This is a genomic window from Paraclostridium dentum (genome assembly GCF_048568265.1).
Taxonomy (GTDB): domain Bacteria; phylum Bacillota; class Clostridia; order Peptostreptococcales; family Peptostreptococcaceae; genus Paraclostridium; species Paraclostridium dentum.
Map to the genome: position 1 here is coordinate 975,745 of NZ_CP183813.1, position 17,815 is coordinate 993,559.

At 27.8% G+C, this 17,815-nt stretch carries 15 protein-coding genes; 9 read left to right on the forward strand and 6 right to left on the reverse strand.

The annotated features are described in order from the left end of the window. Window positions 1-11 precede the first annotated feature (11 nt). The 6 genes from eutD to ACN6I1_RS04355 are packed head-to-tail and all read left to right on the forward strand — an operon-like array spanning window position 12 to window position 3,744. A complete protein-coding gene (gene eutD, locus ACN6I1_RS04330; RefSeq protein ID WP_220797550.1) occupies window positions 12-644 on the forward strand; it encodes an ethanolamine utilization phosphate acetyltransferase EutD in 633 nt (210 codons plus the stop codon). A 14-nt stretch (window positions 645-658) separates the two neighbouring features. Next, window positions 659-1,339, forward strand: coding sequence for a TIGR02536 family ethanolamine utilization protein (locus tag ACN6I1_RS04335; RefSeq protein ID WP_419742846.1), 681 nt, complete (start codon window positions 659-661; stop codon window positions 1,337-1,339). Window positions 1,340-1,352: 13 nt separating this feature from the next. After that, on the forward strand, window positions 1,353-1,625 hold the full coding sequence (locus ACN6I1_RS04340; protein ID WP_195946488.1) for a EutN/CcmL family microcompartment protein: 273 nt from the start codon (window positions 1,353-1,355) through the stop codon (window positions 1,623-1,625). Further along, window positions 1,618-2,175 carry a BMC domain-containing protein gene (locus tag ACN6I1_RS04345; RefSeq protein WP_419742847.1) on the forward strand — a complete coding sequence of 186 codons (558 nt, stop codon included), beginning with the start codon at window positions 1,618-1,620 and terminating at the stop codon, window positions 2,173-2,175. Before ACN6I1_RS04340 ends, ACN6I1_RS04345 begins: the two co-directional genes overlap by 8 nt. Before the next feature lie 2 nt (window positions 2,176-2,177). Then, complete coding sequence (gene eutH / locus ACN6I1_RS04350) at window positions 2,178-3,269, forward strand: ethanolamine utilization protein EutH (RefSeq protein WP_419742848.1); 1,092 nt, start codon at window positions 2,178-2,180, stop codon at window positions 3,267-3,269. A gap of 1 nt (window position 3,270) precedes the next feature. After that, window positions 3,271-3,744 (forward strand): cupin domain-containing protein, encoded by a 474-nt coding sequence (locus tag ACN6I1_RS04355; protein WP_419742849.1) that lies wholly within the window; start codon window positions 3,271-3,273, stop codon window positions 3,742-3,744. A gap of 137 nt (window positions 3,745-3,881) precedes the next feature. On the opposite strand, the gene ACN6I1_RS04360 is transcribed toward ACN6I1_RS04355, so the two are convergent. After that, on the reverse strand, window positions 3,882-5,123 hold the full coding sequence (locus tag ACN6I1_RS04360) for a peptidoglycan-binding protein (protein ID WP_419742850.1): 1,242 nt from the start codon (window positions 5,121-5,123) through the stop codon (window positions 3,882-3,884). Between the two features lie 206 nt (window positions 5,124-5,329). Here ACN6I1_RS04360 and ACN6I1_RS04365 point away from each other — a divergent pair, with 206 nt between their 5' ends. Continuing rightward, window positions 5,330-7,312: an ATP-binding protein gene (locus ACN6I1_RS04365; RefSeq protein ID WP_419742851.1), complete on the forward strand. Its 1,983-nt coding sequence runs from the start codon at window positions 5,330-5,332 to the stop codon at window positions 7,310-7,312. Window positions 7,313-7,358: 46 nt separating this feature from the next. Here the strand turns inward: ACN6I1_RS04365 and ACN6I1_RS04370 are convergent, their stop codons facing one another. From ACN6I1_RS04370 to ACN6I1_RS04380, 3 genes are all read right to left on the reverse strand, one after another. Further along, complete coding sequence (locus ACN6I1_RS04370; protein ID WP_419742852.1) at window positions 7,359-9,227, reverse strand: hypothetical protein; 1,869 nt, start codon at window positions 9,225-9,227, stop codon at window positions 7,359-7,361. A gap of 2 nt (window positions 9,228-9,229) precedes the next feature. After that, window positions 9,230-11,323, reverse strand: coding sequence for an efflux RND transporter permease subunit (locus ACN6I1_RS04375; RefSeq protein ID WP_419742853.1), 2,094 nt, complete (start codon window positions 11,321-11,323; stop codon window positions 9,230-9,232). A gap of 76 nt (window positions 11,324-11,399) precedes the next feature. Beyond that, window positions 11,400-12,062 carry a TetR/AcrR family transcriptional regulator gene (locus tag ACN6I1_RS04380; protein WP_419742854.1) on the reverse strand — a complete coding sequence of 221 codons (663 nt, stop codon included), beginning with the start codon at window positions 12,060-12,062 and terminating at the stop codon, window positions 11,400-11,402. Window positions 12,063-12,249: 187 nt separating this feature from the next. On the opposite strand from ACN6I1_RS04380, the gene htpG reads away from it, so the two are divergent. Beyond that, window positions 12,250-14,124 carry a molecular chaperone HtpG gene (gene htpG, locus ACN6I1_RS04385; protein WP_419742855.1) on the forward strand — a complete coding sequence of 625 codons (1,875 nt, stop codon included), beginning with the start codon at window positions 12,250-12,252 and terminating at the stop codon, window positions 14,122-14,124. A gap of 87 nt (window positions 14,125-14,211) precedes the next feature. Here htpG and ACN6I1_RS04390 read toward each other — a convergent pair whose 3' ends face one another. Next, entirely contained in the window at window positions 14,212-14,463 is a 252-nt protein-coding gene (locus ACN6I1_RS04390; RefSeq protein ID WP_419742856.1) for a hypothetical protein, read from the reverse strand. A gap of 467 nt (window positions 14,464-14,930) precedes the next feature. Then, complete coding sequence (locus tag ACN6I1_RS04395) at window positions 14,931-15,236, reverse strand: hypothetical protein (protein ID WP_419742857.1); 306 nt, start codon at window positions 15,234-15,236, stop codon at window positions 14,931-14,933. A gap of 165 nt (window positions 15,237-15,401) precedes the next feature. On the opposite strand from ACN6I1_RS04395, the gene ACN6I1_RS04400 reads away from it, so the two are divergent. Continuing rightward, complete coding sequence (locus ACN6I1_RS04400; protein WP_419742858.1) at window positions 15,402-17,390, forward strand: diguanylate cyclase; 1,989 nt, start codon at window positions 15,402-15,404, stop codon at window positions 17,388-17,390. The last annotated feature ends 425 nt before the right edge of the window (window positions 17,391-17,815 follow it).

A 17,815-nucleotide genomic window follows, 5' to 3' on the forward strand; every position in this document is an offset into this window, starting at 1 on the left:
TGGAGGATAGCATGAATATAGCATTAGAGAATATCGTAGATGAAGTTGTAAAAAGAGTAAAAAAAGAAGCATTTATAGAAGTTGAAGCATCCGGAAGACATATTCATTTAAGTAGAGCTGACATAGATAAATTATTTGGAGTAGGTCATCAGCTTACAAAGATAAAGGATTTGTCTCAACCAGGTCAATATGCTTGTAAAGAGAGAGTTTGTATAAGTGGACCTAAAGGCGAATTTAAAAATGTTATAGTACTTGGGCCAGAAAGAGCACAAACTCAAGTTGAAGTGTCTTTAACTGATTGTTCTCAATTAGGATTAAAAGCACCTATAAAGCAAAGTGGAGATTTAAACGGAACATTAGGTATAAAAATATATACAGAAAAAGATAGTGTTGAATTAGAAAAAGGGCTTATGGTAGCAAAAAGACATGTACACATGAATGAAGAGGATGCAAAAAAGTTCAACGTTTCTGACAATGAAGTTGTAAAAGTTAAGGTATTTGGAAAAAGACCATTAATATTTGATGATGTTGTTATAAGAGTTAACAAAAACTTTGAGACATATATGCATATTGATTATGATGAAGCCAATGCATGTGGATTTAGCAAAGGATGTTTAGCTAGAATAATAAAAGATAATCTATAAGGTAGGTGATATGTATGGATTATGATAAGCTTATAGAATTTATAGTAGATGAAATATACAAAAAACTTGAAAATCAAGATGTAAAAGTAAATAATAATCTTCCTAAGTGTGTATTAATGTGGGAAAGAGATGAAGAAAAATATAAATTCTTAAATGATAAATTTAAAGTTTTAAATTACAACAAAGATATAAAAGACTGTGATGTTTTAGTAATATCAAGACTTTGTTTAAGAGGTCTTTGTAATTTAGCTATGGGAAACAGTGTGTCAGATGAAGAACGTTTTATATTAAAGATGATTATGAGCGGAAAAAAAGTTTATGTAATGGAAGATGGACTTGAATATAAAAGGTACAAACAAACAGCACCTAAGACTTTATATAACAAATATTTAAACTTTGAAAAAGAAATTAAGAGCTATGGAGTAGAAATTATAAATAACCCTAAAAACATATTAAATGAAGCTAAGGTTATCTACAAAGAGGAATCTACAAAAGAGAATAAAGAAATGACCATAGCTGTAAACTTAAACGAGAATACACTTGATTTGAGAAGTAAAAAACTTATATCAGAATCTGATTTAAGAAAACCTCAAATAAATGGTATAGATAAGATTTTATTAGGGAAGAGAAGTATAGTAACACCACTAGCTAATGATTTTATAAGAATACACAACTTAAAAGTAGATAAAGAGTAAAGGAGATATTCTTATGGAGATTGGAAAAGTAGTTGGAAATGTTTGGGCCACAAGAAAAGATGAAAAATTATGTGGACAAAAATTATTAGTTTTAAAACTTTTAAAAGATAAAGATTCATATAGTGATGGATTTTTAGTTGCAGCTGATAATGCAGGAGCAGGTAATGGAGATTTAGTATTAGTAACACGAGGATCTGGAGCTAGAGAATCTTTGGAAGATAGATCTATACCAGTTGATGCTACTATAGTTGGAGTTGTAGATTCATTAGAGGTACATGATGAATAAAAGCATAGGCTCTATAGAGTTTAGAAGTATTGCAAAGGGAATTGAAGTATCTAATGAAATGGTTAAAAAATCTTATGTTGATATATTATACTTAAAAAGCATTTGTCCGGGAAAGTTTATAATAATTATAAGTGGTGATACAGGAGAAGTTAATACTGCTGTTGAGCATGGGCTTAGTATATCACAAGGATTTGTCGTAGATAGTTTTGTTATAAACTCAGTACATGAAAGTATAATCAGTGCATTAAAAAACAAATACGAACCTATAACTGAAGTTAGTTGTATAGGGGTTATGGAAACTAGTAAAGTATGTGCAGGATTAAAAGCATTAGACAAAACATTAAAAAGTAGCGATACAACCATAATTAAACTTCAATTGTCATTTGCAATAGGTGGAAAACTTGTATATATAGTTAGTGGAAGTCTAAGTAGTGTAAATTATGGAATAGATGAAGGTAAAAAAGAGTTGAAGGACAAAGATGTAATTCAATCTTTAGTAATGCCTCATGTAGATAAAAAAATAATAAAACATTTAATAGGGAGAGGATAGCCATGAGTATAAATGAAATTATAATCTATTTAATGGTAGCATTTATGGTATTGGGTGCTATAGATAAGTGTATAGGCAATAAATTTGGTTTAGGCGAACAATTTGAAGAAGGTATTGTGGCTATGGGGTCACTTGCAGTTGCAATGGTAGGAGTTATATGTCTAGCTCCAGTGTTAGCAGATGTATTAAGACCTATAGTAGTTCCAATCTTTGATATGTTAGGAGCTGACCCAGCTATGTTTGCAGGTTCTATACTAGCAAATGATATGGGGGGAGCGCCTCTAGCAATGGAACTTGCAAAAGATCCAAATGCAGGATTGTTTGGAGGACTTATAGTTGGAGCTATGATGGGGCCAACTATAGTATTTATAATACCGGTAGCACTTGGAATAATTGATAAAAATGACCAAAAATTCTTAGCTACAGGAATTCTTGCAGGTATAATAACTATACCTATAGGAGCATTTGTAGGAGGATTAGTTGCAGGATTTGATGTAATGATGATAATTAGAAACTTAATTCCTATAATAATATTTGCAGCAATAATAGCTTTAGGATTATTAAAGTTTGAAAGTGCAATGATAAAAGGGTTTACTTATTTTGGTAAAGGGGTTGTTATAGTAATAACTTTAGGACTTGCAGCTGCAATAGTTGAAGCTTTAACTGGAATTGTTGTAATACCAGGTATGAATCCTATTAGTGACGGAATAGAAATTGTTGGAGATATAGCTATAGTTTTAGCAGGAGCATTCCCACTAGTATTTGTTATAACTAAAGTTTTCAATAAGCCACTAATGGCTTTAGGTAAAGTTTTAGGCATGAATGATATAGCTGCAGCTGGATTAGTAGCAAGTTTAGCTAACTGTATACCTATGTTTGGTATGATGAAAGATATGGATGATAGAGGTAAAATCATAAATGTAGCATTTGCGGTATCTGCAGCATTTGTATTTGGAGATCATTTAGGATTTACTGCTGGATTTAATGCTGACATGATAGCACCTATGATAGTTGCTAAGTTAGTAGGAGGAATTACTGCAGTTATTTTAGCTATGGCATTAGCAAACAAAATGTTAAAAAAGGAGAATGCTTAAGATGGATATCAAGAATCTAGATAAATCTATGTTAGAACAATTAGTAAGACAAATTATACAAGAAAAGATAAATGGTAGCGATAACAGCGTTGACTTTTTAAGAGATAAGGATGAAAGTGGAGTGATTTCTATAAAACTTCCAACTGTAAAAGTTGATGAATCAAATAGATTAGATACAGGGAATCCAAGTGATGTAGTGTATACTAAAGATTTATTTACATTAGAAGAAAGTCCTAGATTAGGATGTGGAATAATGGAGATGAAAGAAACTACATTTGATTGGACATTAAATTATGATGAAGTAGATTATGTAATAGAAGGAACATTAGATATTATAATAAATGGAAAAACGGTATCAGCATCTGCAGGAGAATTAATATTAATACCAAAAGGTAGTAGTATACAATTCTCAGTTAAGGATTATGCTAGATTTATATATGTAACTTATCCTGCTGATTGGGCTTCACAAAATTAAATTAGATTTAGAAACTAATATTCAAAATACTATATAGGTGAAGGATACAATATAAGTTTTGCTTCCAAAGCTGGAAAGATGCTTTAAAGGTCGCTAAAACTTACATTGTACCCTTCTCTATTTTGTATTATTTTAATTTATATTTCAAACTCTGCTATTTTAGTTACTGCTACGTAAATTTTAGATATAGCATACCAAGTAGCAAAATCAACGTTTCCACTTTGGGTCATTCTAAATATTTCTTGGAATTTACGCACACTTTCTTGTGTTTTTGGACCGTAAATACCATCAGCATCAACTTTAGGTAAAGCAGGATAAGCATTGGCTATAGCGTTTAATTGATTTTGTATAGTTTTAACTGGTTCGCCTGTAGACCAAAGTGTAAGTGTATATCCAGGGAATGAAGAAGGAACTCCTTTTATCATATCTGTACCTTGAAGTCCTATGTCTTGGCCATAATAATATCTTAAAATTTCATCAAATTTATAACCTTGATCTCCTAGGTACTTACTTCCCCATTGAGTCATTTTTCCAGGGCATTGAGTTTGAATTCCATCACAGTATTGAGCTAAAAGTGGTTGAGGATTTCCTTTTGGTCTTTGAATATAGACATTAAATATATTATCAACAACAACACTTATAGTATCAAAAATATTTCTATTGTATATAAATTTATGGTCATAGGCTGTAGTAGATGTAATTGTAAAATCATATCCCATATTTCTGTACCATTCAGTATAGACCCTATTTAAAGTAAATGAAACTATAGCTACTACATTTGCATATATTGTTTCTGTTGGCCATGTAGCGTATATCTCAGAACTTGCAACGTTTTTAATATAATCTCTAAATGGAATCCAATAATTAGGTGCATTTTTATCACTTGGCATACCATCATGAACTATTATATATTCTGGAACTACAACATTAGGTAAAACATATGGAACCGGTTTTAAATCATCTTCAAATATTTTAGGTTGATAATTTCCGTATAATACGTTGTCGCCGATTTTATAAATTTTTTTATTTGTAGTAGTAAAAGCAGATATTTTTGAAAGTGAGATGTTTTGAATTGCTTCTACAAGAGGAAGTATCTGAACTCCTTGTATTACAACGCTTTGATAACCATCTTTAGATATTGTGAGTATATAAGTACTATAAGCCCTAGGAGAATTAGGAACTTGAGAGTAAATAAAATTTGGAGCATCTAATGATACTTTTTTTACCATCCCAGATGAATTGGTAATTAGATTTTTATAAATGTATTTACTTTTAGTGCTTCCTTCTTTAGGCATTGCACATATATTTATAGAAACTCCTTCAATTGGGAAGTTTGTAATTTCATCAGTTACTTTAATTGTCAATAATCCTTTATACAAAAAAATCCCCCCTAAATAATCTATTAATTTATATGTATGAATAAAATATTTAAAGTGTACCATTTGTAGTATTAAGTTAACTTTATGATAAAAATAGAATAAATTAAAAAATGTAAAAATTTTGAAAAACAGAAGGTAAAAAGGGACTCTATGTAGAATTATTATACATGAAGTACATTTAAGTAAAGGCAGGGAGAACTTTATTAATGAAAAAAAAACGGGGAATGAAAAAATATATTTTTATATTCATATTTATTTTTATAATCTTTTTCCAAATGTTTAATTATAGGGTGGACGCATATGAAAAAGAATCTAGAGGATTTAATGTTTTGGTATTAAACTCATATAATCAAGGGCATCACTGGGAAGCAGCTATAATGGATGGGCTCAAATCTTATTCTAAAAAAAATCCTGATGAGGGTATAAACTTTAAAATCGAGTATCTAGATTTTAGAAACAATTATAATGATGAATACATAGAGTCATTAAAACACATGTTAAATGAAAAGTACCCAAGAGGAAGTATAGATGCTATATACACTGTAAATGATGAATCTTTTGAAGTGTTTAATAAAGAAGTTTTAAATCAAAATAGCAGTTTTTATAAAATTCCCTTAGTATTTAGTGGGGTAGATGGGAAATTAGATATAAGCAAAGAAGAAAAAAAATATATGGCAGGGATATATCATGGTGACGATAGTTTAAGTTTAATGAACTTGGTATATTCACTTAATCAAAAAACTCAAAATATAAATTTAATAGTTGAAAAGTCTAAGTATGGAGAATCTGTGAAAAGCGAAATTAATAAACTGATAGATACTTATTTAAACAATCAAATAGATATAAATTACATACAAAGTAACTATACTGAAGATCTAATAGATAAATTAAAAAAGTCAGATAATAAACCAGATACTATAAACATTATAGCTGGTGAATTTCAGTGCAAAAAATCAAGTGGATATGTAGAACCTAAGGATTTAATAGATGATATTAAAAAGTATAGTAGTGAACCTATATATTCAAATGACCAGACTTATTTATATTCAGGTATTCTTGGAGGACATGTAGATATAGGTCAAGAACAAGCAAAGATTATTTGTGATATGATAGTTAAAATAAAAAATAGAATACCTATTGAAAAGATTGAAAATGAGGTAGAGCCAGGTGCAAAGGCATATGTTGATTATAAGAGTATATATGAATATGATATAGATCCTTTTGATGTAGGAACAAGTGTAAATTTAATAAATAAAGGACCATATGAGGTACTAGCTCCAAGATGGATGAAACATTTATTACTTACTTTGCTTGTATTATTTTTGATGTCTATTGTATTTGTTGCTAAAGCAGCTTCAAGATATAGAAAAGATATTAAAAAGCAACAAGAAGATGAAGAAAAAGCAAAGGAACGTGAAAAATTGAAGTCTGACTTCATAGTTAATTTAAGTCATGAGTTAAGAACACCTATAAATATAATATTGGGCACAACTAAACTTTTAGAATGCAATATATCTAAGGGGAAAATTGAAGAAGAAGATATTATAGATAAACTAGAAAATATAAATCAAAACTCATACAGATTATTAAAAATATCAAATAACATAATAGACATGACAAAAGCTGAGTGCGGAATGCTTAGTCTAAATTTAGAAAATTGTAATATAGTTAGTGTAATCGAGGATGTTTTTGAATCAAGTATTGAATTTGCCAAAATAAAAAATATAGGTATGATATTTGATACAAAATATGAAGAAATAAATACTGCTGTGGATGTTTATCAAATACAAAGGGTAGTATTAAATCTTTTATCAAATGCAATTAAATTTACAAATGAAAATGGAGTTGTAGATTTATCAATTTATAAGGATGAAGAGGACATTATTATAGAAGTAAAAGATAATGGAGTAGGAATACCCGATAATAAGTTAAACTATATATTCCAAAGATTCTACCAAGTGGAAAATTTATACACTAGAAAAAACGAAGGCAGTGGAATTGGACTTTGTATATCCAAAGAAATAGTAGAAATTCATGGTGGTAAGATAGAGATAGAAAGCAAAATAGGAGAGGGATCCTTGTTTAGAATTATTCTTCCTATAAAAATAGATGAAAGTTTAGCAGAATATGATCCTTCAAATTATATAGAGACAAACAAAATTGTGAATTTGGAGCTATCAGATATTTAAATAAAGCGTAAAAAAAGAAGCTATAAAAATAGCTTCTTTTTTTATGTTATTCATTTATCTTCATTATAAACTTAACTTTTCCATCCATATCCTTATTAAGGCCAGAGAAGTTATTATAATCTTTAGATAGTTTAACTATTTCATCTTTTACATCTACTAAACCTTGTATATCGGATAATTTAGTATTTCCTTCTTGATAGATTTTATCTAGCCCATCTTTCTTTAATTTATTAACACCTTTATATAATTCATTAGATCCTTTTGCTAGGTCATTTGTTCCTTTTAAAAGTTTGCTTGAATTATCATTTAAAGTTTTAGTACCACTAACTAAGCTTTTACTACCTTGAGATAGTTGGTTAGTACCTTTGCTTAACTCACTAGTTCCTGCAGCCAACTTTTTACTACCATCTTCAAGTTTATTAGTAGCGGCTGATAATTGTTTTGAACTACTACTTAAAGTTGAACCGGCATCTATTAAAGATTTGAAATTAGAGCTAAAACTATTTGAACCAGATTTTAAGTTTTCTAGTCCAGCACTTAAGTTATTAGCCCCACTTACAGCACTGCCCATTCCATCTTTTAAACTATTTAGGCCACCCCTTTGACCTTCAGAAACTTGACTTAAAGAACCTGCTAATCCTCTTAATTGATTAGCAACTTCTGGATTAGATTCATCTAAAGACCCAGCTATATTGTTTAATCCTCCAGCAACTTGGTCTATATTATTTGTAGAGGCTATTAAGCTATCTACACCAGAAGCTCCATTAGAAAGTCCAGAACTAAGTGCATTAGCACCGTCACTAGCACTATTAATTCCATTGTTAATAGCTGAGTAAGCGTCATAAAGCTTATTAGTATTTCCTACAAAAGATTCAACACCATTAGAAAACTTACCTTGAGAATCATTTAGCTGACTAAGGCCACTACTTACGCTTTTTGCACCGTTATCTAAAGATGGAGCTGATTGATTTAATTTATCTATACCACTACTTAAATCCTTAGATCCTTTATCCAAAGATTTTACACCCTGATCAAATTTGGCAAAATTAGTGTTTAGTTCATTGTTTCCGTCCAATAATTTTTTAGATCCATCTAATAAATCATCTCCGCCTTTTCTTAAATCATTTAAAGATTTAGATAAATCATCTAACGTAGAGTTTTTATCAATTCCTTTAAGTTCTGGAATTTTTGGAGTTGCCATGACCATTATATTAGGCATTTTAAATTTATTAGCATTTCCTTCAATAACTAGTGTGTCTTCTAATTCTAAATAATCTTCTATATCTTTACTTAAGTCTAAGCTTTCTTTTAAACCAGGGAAAGATGCAAATGTTACACTAGATTTTTTACCATCATCTAGAAGTTCTCCACTATTTATTTTTATATTTTTAAAATTATCTCTTTCAAATAAAACTTCAGTAGCTGTTAAAAATGGTACATACATATCTCTATTTTTACCATTTACTTTACGGATTTTCTTTTCATTATTTTTAAGATCTATAGTTATTTTAAATTTACCTGATTTTCCATCAATTTCTTTAGCACTAACTTTTTTGCCATTTAATTCATATTGAATATCTACATCAATAGGGAGTTTTTTAGAACTCTCTCCTTGGTAGTATAAATCCTCTTTATTGACATTCCACTCAACTGAATCATCATTTATTACAGGTTTTTCATCACCTTTTACATTTTTTATATTTTTAAGATTACTAGAATCAGTAAATTTTCCAAGTTTTTCATCGCTGTTTATCCAAGTAGAAACAATAGTTTTTTCAACGCTACCATTATTATTTAATATGGCATATACAGTTTCTTCTTTTTTTACATCTGCAAAGCAAATCCCAGTATTTAAAAATATCATAAGTGTAGTTAAAGTAGCTATTGAAGCCTTTGGTAAATTAATTCTTTTCATCCTTATATATCCCCCTTGTTTAAATTTTTAGGTTGTGGAGTAACAAACCCTTTACTAGTTTTTATTATAAATTTATGGCAAACTAATAAAATTGCAGGAAGCATAAAAATGATTATAAACATACTTATGATAGCTCCTCTTGCCATAAGTGAACATAATGCACTTATCATTTCTAGTTTAGAAATAAGTCCAACACCTATTGTAGCGGAGAAGAATGATAAAGCACTTGTTACTATTGATCTTGCACTACTTTGTATTGAAGCTGTCATAGCTTCAAACTTATTATCATTTACAGCCAATTCTTCTTTAAACCTAGAAGTTAAAAGTATTGCATAGTCAACGGTTGCACCCAGTTGAATAGTACCTATTACTATTGATGCGATAAAAGGTTCTACAGTACCTGTATAGTAAGGTATTCCAAGGTTTATAAATATAGCTGACTCAATGGCTAAAACTAATAAAATAGGTAGAGAAAGTGATTTAAATACTATTGCTATAATTACAAATATAGCTATTATAGATACTAAACTTACTTTCTTAAAATCTGTGTCAGCAATTTTTATAAGGTCATCAGTTAAAGGTGCTTCTCCTCCAACTAGACCATCTCTGTCATACTTATGAACTATGTTATTTAGTTTATCTATTTGAACACCAGCTTCATCTGTTGCAGCTCGATACTCTGAATTTACTATGAGTTGTTCGTATCCACCAGACTTAACTGAACTTATTAAATCATTTGGAAGTATATCTTCAACTATTGCAGGACCTATTACTTTTTCAAGTGCAACAACTGAATTTATTCCATCTAAATTCTCAATTTCTTTAATCATTTGGTCAACTTTATAAGAATCAAGTGAATCTTTAACCAAAATTATATTTGTACTATTCATTTTGTAGTCATCTTTTAATTTGTTTGTAGAAACTATAGATGGTAAATCATCAGGTAAAGATTCGTCTAGGTTGTAATAAACTTTTGCATTTGATGAACCTATTACAGATGGTATAAACATCAATAAAAATAAAACTACTAATAATTTGTAATGTTTAACAACTATTTTTGATGATTTTTTAAATGTAGGTAAAATTGGTTTGTGTTTGTATTTATGAATTTGCTTATCAAAGATTAGTATAAGAGCAGGAAGTATAGTAACTGTACATATAACTCCTAGTAAAACCCCTTTTGCCATAACTAAGCCCATATCCATTCCAAGGGCTAAATCCATTGCACAAAGAGCTAAAAATCCTGCTATTGTAGTTAAGGAACTACCAAATACTGCTGTTGTGGTATTTGAAATAGCTATTGCCATTGCATCTATATGACTATCATATCTGGATCTTTCTTCATCATACCTGTGAAGTAAGAATATGGAGTAGTCCATGGTAACTCCCAGTTGTAATACAGCACTTAGTGCCTTGGTTAAATAAGAAATTTCACCAAATATTATATTACTACCGAAGTTATAGATTATAGCAAATCCTATACTAAGTAAAAATATAAATGGAGTAACATATGAATCCATTGTAAAACTTAAAACTATTAATGTAAGTATTACAGCAACTACTACATATAGTGGAGTTTCTTTATCTGAAATGTCTTTAGTGTCTTTTATGATACTTGCCATACCACTTAGAAATGCTTGCTTTCCTGTAACTTTTCTTATTTCTTCTACAGCATTTAATGTTTTAAGAGCTGCAGAACCTTCTTCTAATTTAATAACCATGAGAGTTGAATTTTCGGTATACAATAAGTCTGTTACATCTTTTGGTAGAAGTTCTCTAGGTACTGATAAATCTACAACATCATCAACCCACAAAACATCTTTTACACCTTCAACTTTAGTTAATTTTTCTTTGAGCTTAGCTACATCTTTATCTTCCATGTTTTCAACTATTAACATAGCCAAAGATCCGCAATCAAACTCGTCTTTAAGAATTTTTTCTGCCTGAGTTGTCGATAAATTATCTGGTAAATAACTTAAGATATCATAGTTTATGTCTGTGTTTAAAAAGCCAATTGCTGATGGAACTAATAATAGTATAGCTATTACTAAAATTAACTTACTTTTTTTAGCTATTTGTTTTGACAATCCCCTCATCTAAAGTTTACCCCCCTCTAAAATATTTAGGCATGCCCAAATTTGTTTACAAAATAGATTGTATGAGTAGTACAACCTATATGTCAAGTATATTTATGTTTTTTATTATTTCATTAATTTCTATGTTATTAGTTGAATCTTTAGTGTCTAAAATAATTTGAATTACTTTTTCTTGGCTTATATTTAATAGTAAAAGCCTAGTTTTTATTGTACTTTCAATAATTTCATCTAGTGTTAAGTTGATATCATTTTTATAAAATCTACGCAAAAGTTCATCTTCACCAGCTGAACCAATTACAATGCTTAGACTTATGTCCTTTTCTTTAAAATCAAAATTTAACTCTCTTAGATTAGCTTTTAATATTTCACCTAGAGTTTTAAGATATTCCTTTCTCACTGAGTCTATTTCAGATGCTTCTATGTAAACTCTAAATAAAGATTTATTAGTTGCTATAGTCTTTATGTATATATATTGGGTTATAGCATAACTAAGCAGAGGATCTATAGACTCACTATTTGATCTCTTTGTATGAAAATAAATTCTTTCGATCAAATTTTTATAAAGATATAAAACAATATCTTCTTTTTTCTTGAAATAATAATATAAATGACCTCTACCTAAATTACAGACTTGTGCTATTTGCCTTATTGTTGTTTTTGTATACCCCTGTTGAATAAAAAGCTTAGATGCTTCTATTATTATCGTATTTCTAATGTCATCCTTGTGTTCAAACTCCATATTGATCACCCCTTTAATTTTGTTTATAGTATCATTTTAACAACATTTTTTTGATTTGTAATCTATTTTAAAAAAATTAGCACTCTAGTATTGACAGTGCTAACAAAGATGATAAAATAATAAATGTAGGGGGATTTACTTTATCCCAATTTTATTTAATAAAGATAAATTTAAGGAGGAGATAAATATGGAAAATAAAAAAGGAAACATATCAATACATACAGAAAACATATTTCCTATAATAAAAAAGTGGTTATATTCTGATAAGGATATATTTGTAAGAGAACTTATAAGTAATGGTTGTGATGCAATAAATAAATATAAAAAATTAGTATCACTAGGGGAAATAGAAAATAAACAAGAGCAAGATTATAAAATTAATGTAACAATAGACAAAGATAATTCAACTCTTATATTTGAAGACAATGGAATCGGGATGACTGAAGAAGAGGTTGAAAAATATATAAATCAAGTTGCATTTTCAGGAGCTGAAGACTTTGTAAATAAATATAAAGATAAAATGAGCGAAGAAAATGATATTATTGGACACTTTGGATTAGGGTTTTATTCAGCATTTATGGTATCTAGCAAAGTTCAAATAGATACTTTATCATATAAAGAAGGTGCTCAAGCTGTAAAATGGGTAAGTGAAGGTCAAACAGAATATGAACTTTCAGCAAGTGAAGATAGAAAATCAAGAGGTACTACTATAACTTTATTTTTAGCTGATGATAGCAAAGAGTTTTTAGAAGAGTACACAGTAAGAAGTATAATAGATAAATATTGTTCATTCTTACCTGTAAATATTTATTTAGATGTTAAAGATAGCTCTAAAGAAAAAGATGAAAATAGTGAAAATGAAATAAAACCATTAAATGATACTTATCCTTTATGGTTAAAATCTCCAAAAGATTGTACAGATGAAGAATATAAAGAGTTTTATAGAAAAGTGTTTAATACCTTTGATGAACCATTATTCTGGATACATCTAAACGTAGATTATCCATTTAATTTAAAAGGAATATTATATTTCCCTAAATTAAAAAATGAATTTGAACTTATAGAAGGTAAAGTTAAATTATATAATAACCAAGTTTTCGTTGCAGATAACATAAAAGAAGTTATACCGGAGTTCTTATTATTACTGAAAGGTGTAATAGATTGCCCAGACTTACCATTAAATGTATCTAGAAGTTTCTTACAAAATGATAAAGATGTAAGTAAAATATCTAAGCATATAATTAAAAAAGTTGCAGATAAACTAAAATCACTTTATAAAAATGAAAGAGACAACTTTGAAAAATTCTGGGATGATATACAAGTATTTATTAAGTTTGGATGCTTAAAAGACGAAGGATTCTATGATAAGATAAAAGATATTTTATTATTTAAAGATATAAATTCAAACTATATTACACTTAATGATTACTTAGAAAAATGTAAGGAAAAACATGAAAATAAAGTATTCTATGTAAGTGATGAAGAACAGCAATCACAATATATTAAGTTATTTAAAGATTATGATTTAGATGCAGTTATACTAGACTCTAGTATAGATAATCACTTTATATCTTTTATAGAATTTAAAAACCAAGGAGTTACATTTAATAGAATAGATGCAGATTTATCAGATGTATTAAAAGACAAAAATGAAGAGGAAAACAAAGAAAATAAAACAGAAATAGAAAATTTATTCAAAGAATATGTTAAAGATAAAGTAAAAGATTATTCTGTAGAAAGCTTAAAGAGCGAGGATACTACAGCTATAATATTAGTATCTGAACAATCTAGAAGAATGGCTGAAATGAAATCACAATTTGCAGGAATGGATCTAGGAATGAGTTTTGAAGAAGAAAAAACTTTAGTTATAAATGACAATAGTCCTATAATTAAAAAGTTAGTATCTTTAAAAGACGATGAAAGTAAAAAAGATCAAATAGAGTTAATATGTAATCAAATTGTAGATGTTGCATTGCTTGCAAATAAAGAATTAGACGCTAAGGAATTAGATGAATTTATAAGTAGAAACAATAAACTTATGAATATGTTAATAGGGTTATAGGGATAAGGGAGTATTAATATGTTTTGCTACACAAGCTGAAAAGATGCTTGAAATGTAGCTAAAACATATTAATACTCCTTACTTATGTTACAATTTTTTATTTATAAGATAAGTTTCAATAAGCAGTAGTGCTATTGAAGCTATGGTTGAGATTATAAAGTTTATAAAGCTAGTAGAACATATTAATACTCCAACTACCATAAAGATAAATCCATTTGCTTTGATTTTAATATTAAAAGTAGGTAATCCATCATATTTTTCAAGTGCAGATAATAAAAGGCCATAACCTATGAAACATATACCTATAACCAATCTTAGACCTACTAATTTGGTAAACATATTTAACACATCCTCATTAGAGATAATTTAAATGGTAGTTATTTTATTATATGCGTGGGTGAAAATAAATTGAATATTAACAGTAATAATTGGTGTGAAAATTTGGAAGGTTCCGAAAATAGATTGATATATATATACAAAAATGGTATATTTGAATTGTAAAAACACAATGTTTGTAAAATAACAGAAAAGTATGGGGGACATGATTATGAAAAAATTATTATCAGTATGTTTTATGCTTATATTATCAGTTATAACATTAATTGGATACCTAAACCAAAAAAGAAAGAATAAAACTGTTTAAGCTCCATAGATACAATATAGTATTTCTATAGTGTATTACGCTGAATATTAAAATGAAATTAGTATAAAAGGGTTCATTATTATATTAAAATACAAGCTAAAAGCTTTGGTGTATTTTGAATATAATAATGAACCCTTATTAGTTATAATTTATCAGATTGATTTTACATATTTTTATTATTTTTTTCTTGTTTTTTTATTTTATTTTCAACTACTTTGCCGACTGAAAACTTTACTATAGCGTATAAAGCAATAGCAATAATAGCACAAAGCATACCTTGTTTTGGATTAGTCCATAATAATAGTACCCCTACAGATAAGCATATAAAACCATTTATAGATCCATTTATCTGGTCTTTAGAATAAAAGAAAGGAAGTCCTTTGTACTTCTCTATTCCGGAAACTATAAGCCCATAAGCTATAAATAATAATCCTAGAATAGCTCTTATTCCAATTTCAGTACCAATCATTAAAAAACCCCCTAAAAAATCATATTTACTATAATCGTAATCAGTTTACAATAAAAAAGTCAAGTAACAAAATTTTATACTAATTTTTGGGTATTGTTTGATAATATAAATTTAGGGTAATATTAATATAGTTTAAACACGGGAAACTTGAGGAGAGAAATGATTTTGAGAAACAATATGAAAAAAATATTTATATATGTATTAGTTATAACATTTATATCTTTGGGAGTGATAGCTATAGATGGTATATATGATAATATATACACCATTAAATTGATAAACACTGAAAATGAAAAAATGGTAGGGGATTTATCTGAAAAAGATATAAATGAATATGAAGGTAAAATAAAAAATGAGTTGAGAAATGAGCTTAATCAAAAGCTTATGAAAAATAAAAAAAATATAAAAAATAGTTATTATGCTCTGGGGAAAATAGAGTCATTGAAAAAAAACTATAAACAATCAAATTACTACTTAATAAAATCTATTGGATATATGGAAAATAAAAATAGTGAGGTAGATTTTAAAATATATAGAAACTTATCATTTAATGCTATTCGTACAAATGACATTAATCAATTTAAAAAATACTTTAAAGAAGCTAAAAAAATTGCAACTAAATCAAATTTAACTGATGAACTATCAAATTTTTACTTTTCACTAGCAAGGATGAATTTAAGATATAAAGGAAGCATGTACGATAGTATTGATTTAATGAAAAAAGCTATAGAATTAGAAAGCACAGATAAAACAAAAATGGCAGAATATAATTTTTTGGCATCTTTATATAGGTCTAGCGGGCAATTTAGCTTATCATTAACTTATGTTATGGAGGGTTGGAAAATTGCATATGAGAATAAAGACTATGAAAATATGTGTAAAGCAATTATAAATTTAGGCGAAAATTATTATGTTCAAGAAAATTATAAAAAAGCCGCATATGTATACGAGTCAATTCTTAAGGATGATAAGTTTAAAGCAAATGATAAAAATTTATCAGTTATAGGATATTTAATGGAGTCGTATTTCAAATTAAATGAAAATGAGAAAGCAGAACAATTAAAATCTAGATATGAAGATATTGCAAATGAATTAGAACCTAGTGAAAAAAATAAAGAATTAATATGGCTTTATATGGTTTACTCAAATGTTAAACTAGAGCAAAATAATCTAAAAATATCTGGGGAATATTTAGATAAAGCTAAGAAATTGTATAATGAAAATTCTTTAAATGCTTATCCTAATTCAGACTTGTATTTAAAAAAATTAGAGATTGGAAATGATTATAAAGGTGATTCAAATATCACATACTCACAAACTCTAGAAAGTTATAATGAATTATTAAATGAAATTATAAAAAGAGGAATAAAATCAGATATATATATAACTGTATTAAAAGATATAATCAGTTTAACAGAAGAACACAATGATTATAAAAATATTATAAAGTATAATAAAATTTTAGATGAATACGAAAATAAATCTGAAAATGTAGAATCTACAGATACAATATTTTTTGAGTTACAAGCTAAAATATATAAAGAAAGCCAAAAAGCTCAAAATCTTAAATTATTATTTTCTATAATTTTATTAGCATTAATTTCTATACTCGCACTTATAGTAGCTATAAAAAATAGCAAGATAAATAGGCTAAATAAAGATTTAGAAGAAATTTCTATAAAAGATCCTTTAACGGAGGTATATAATAAAAGACACTTTTACAATGTATTAGAAAAGCTTTCAGATGATGAAAAAGAAATTACATTTATAATGATAGACATTGATTTTTTTAAAAATTTCAATGATAATTATGGCCATTTAAAAGGCGATGAAGTATTAAAAAAAGTAGCTAAAATACTTGAAAATACATTTAGTCAAGATTATGTATTTAGATATGGAGGAGAAGAGTTTGCTATTGTATCCGAAAAAAGTTTAAAGGAAAGTTTATTGCTAATAAGTATATTAAGAGACAAATTATACAAAGAAAATATAAAACATGAATTTTCTGCAGTTAGTGATAGAGTGACTATTAGTATAGGAATTGAGTGTAGTAAAATAAGTTCTAAAGAAGATGTAGAAAAGATTATAATAGATGCGGATGAAAGATTATACAAATCCAAGATAAATGGAAGAAATAGATATACTTGCTTTTAAAATATCGTATTTCCGAGGAAATTTCGATATTGAAATTGTTGTAAATTGAAAAAAATTAAATTTAAATTGGGATTTCTAAGTACTATTATAAATAAATGAAAAAGTATAAGTTAAAATAGGTCAGGCAACTTTTGTTGCCTGACTTTTTTTCACTTGATAAATTGCAATTATAAAGAATATGTATAACTTATAAAATTTAGTTATACAAAACTGGGTGTTCTTTGAGTGGAAAAAAGCTTTTTAAGCAACGGACGAAGTCGTTGGCGACATGATCGAAGAGAATTTTTCATGAAAAATTTAACAATAAAATTCTAATATGTTTGAAGATTTCAAACAAAAAGAAAATTTATAATTAATTTGTAATTTAAGGGATTGTACAAACTTGTCGAATATGATAAGATTTAGTCAACAAGATAACTACGAGG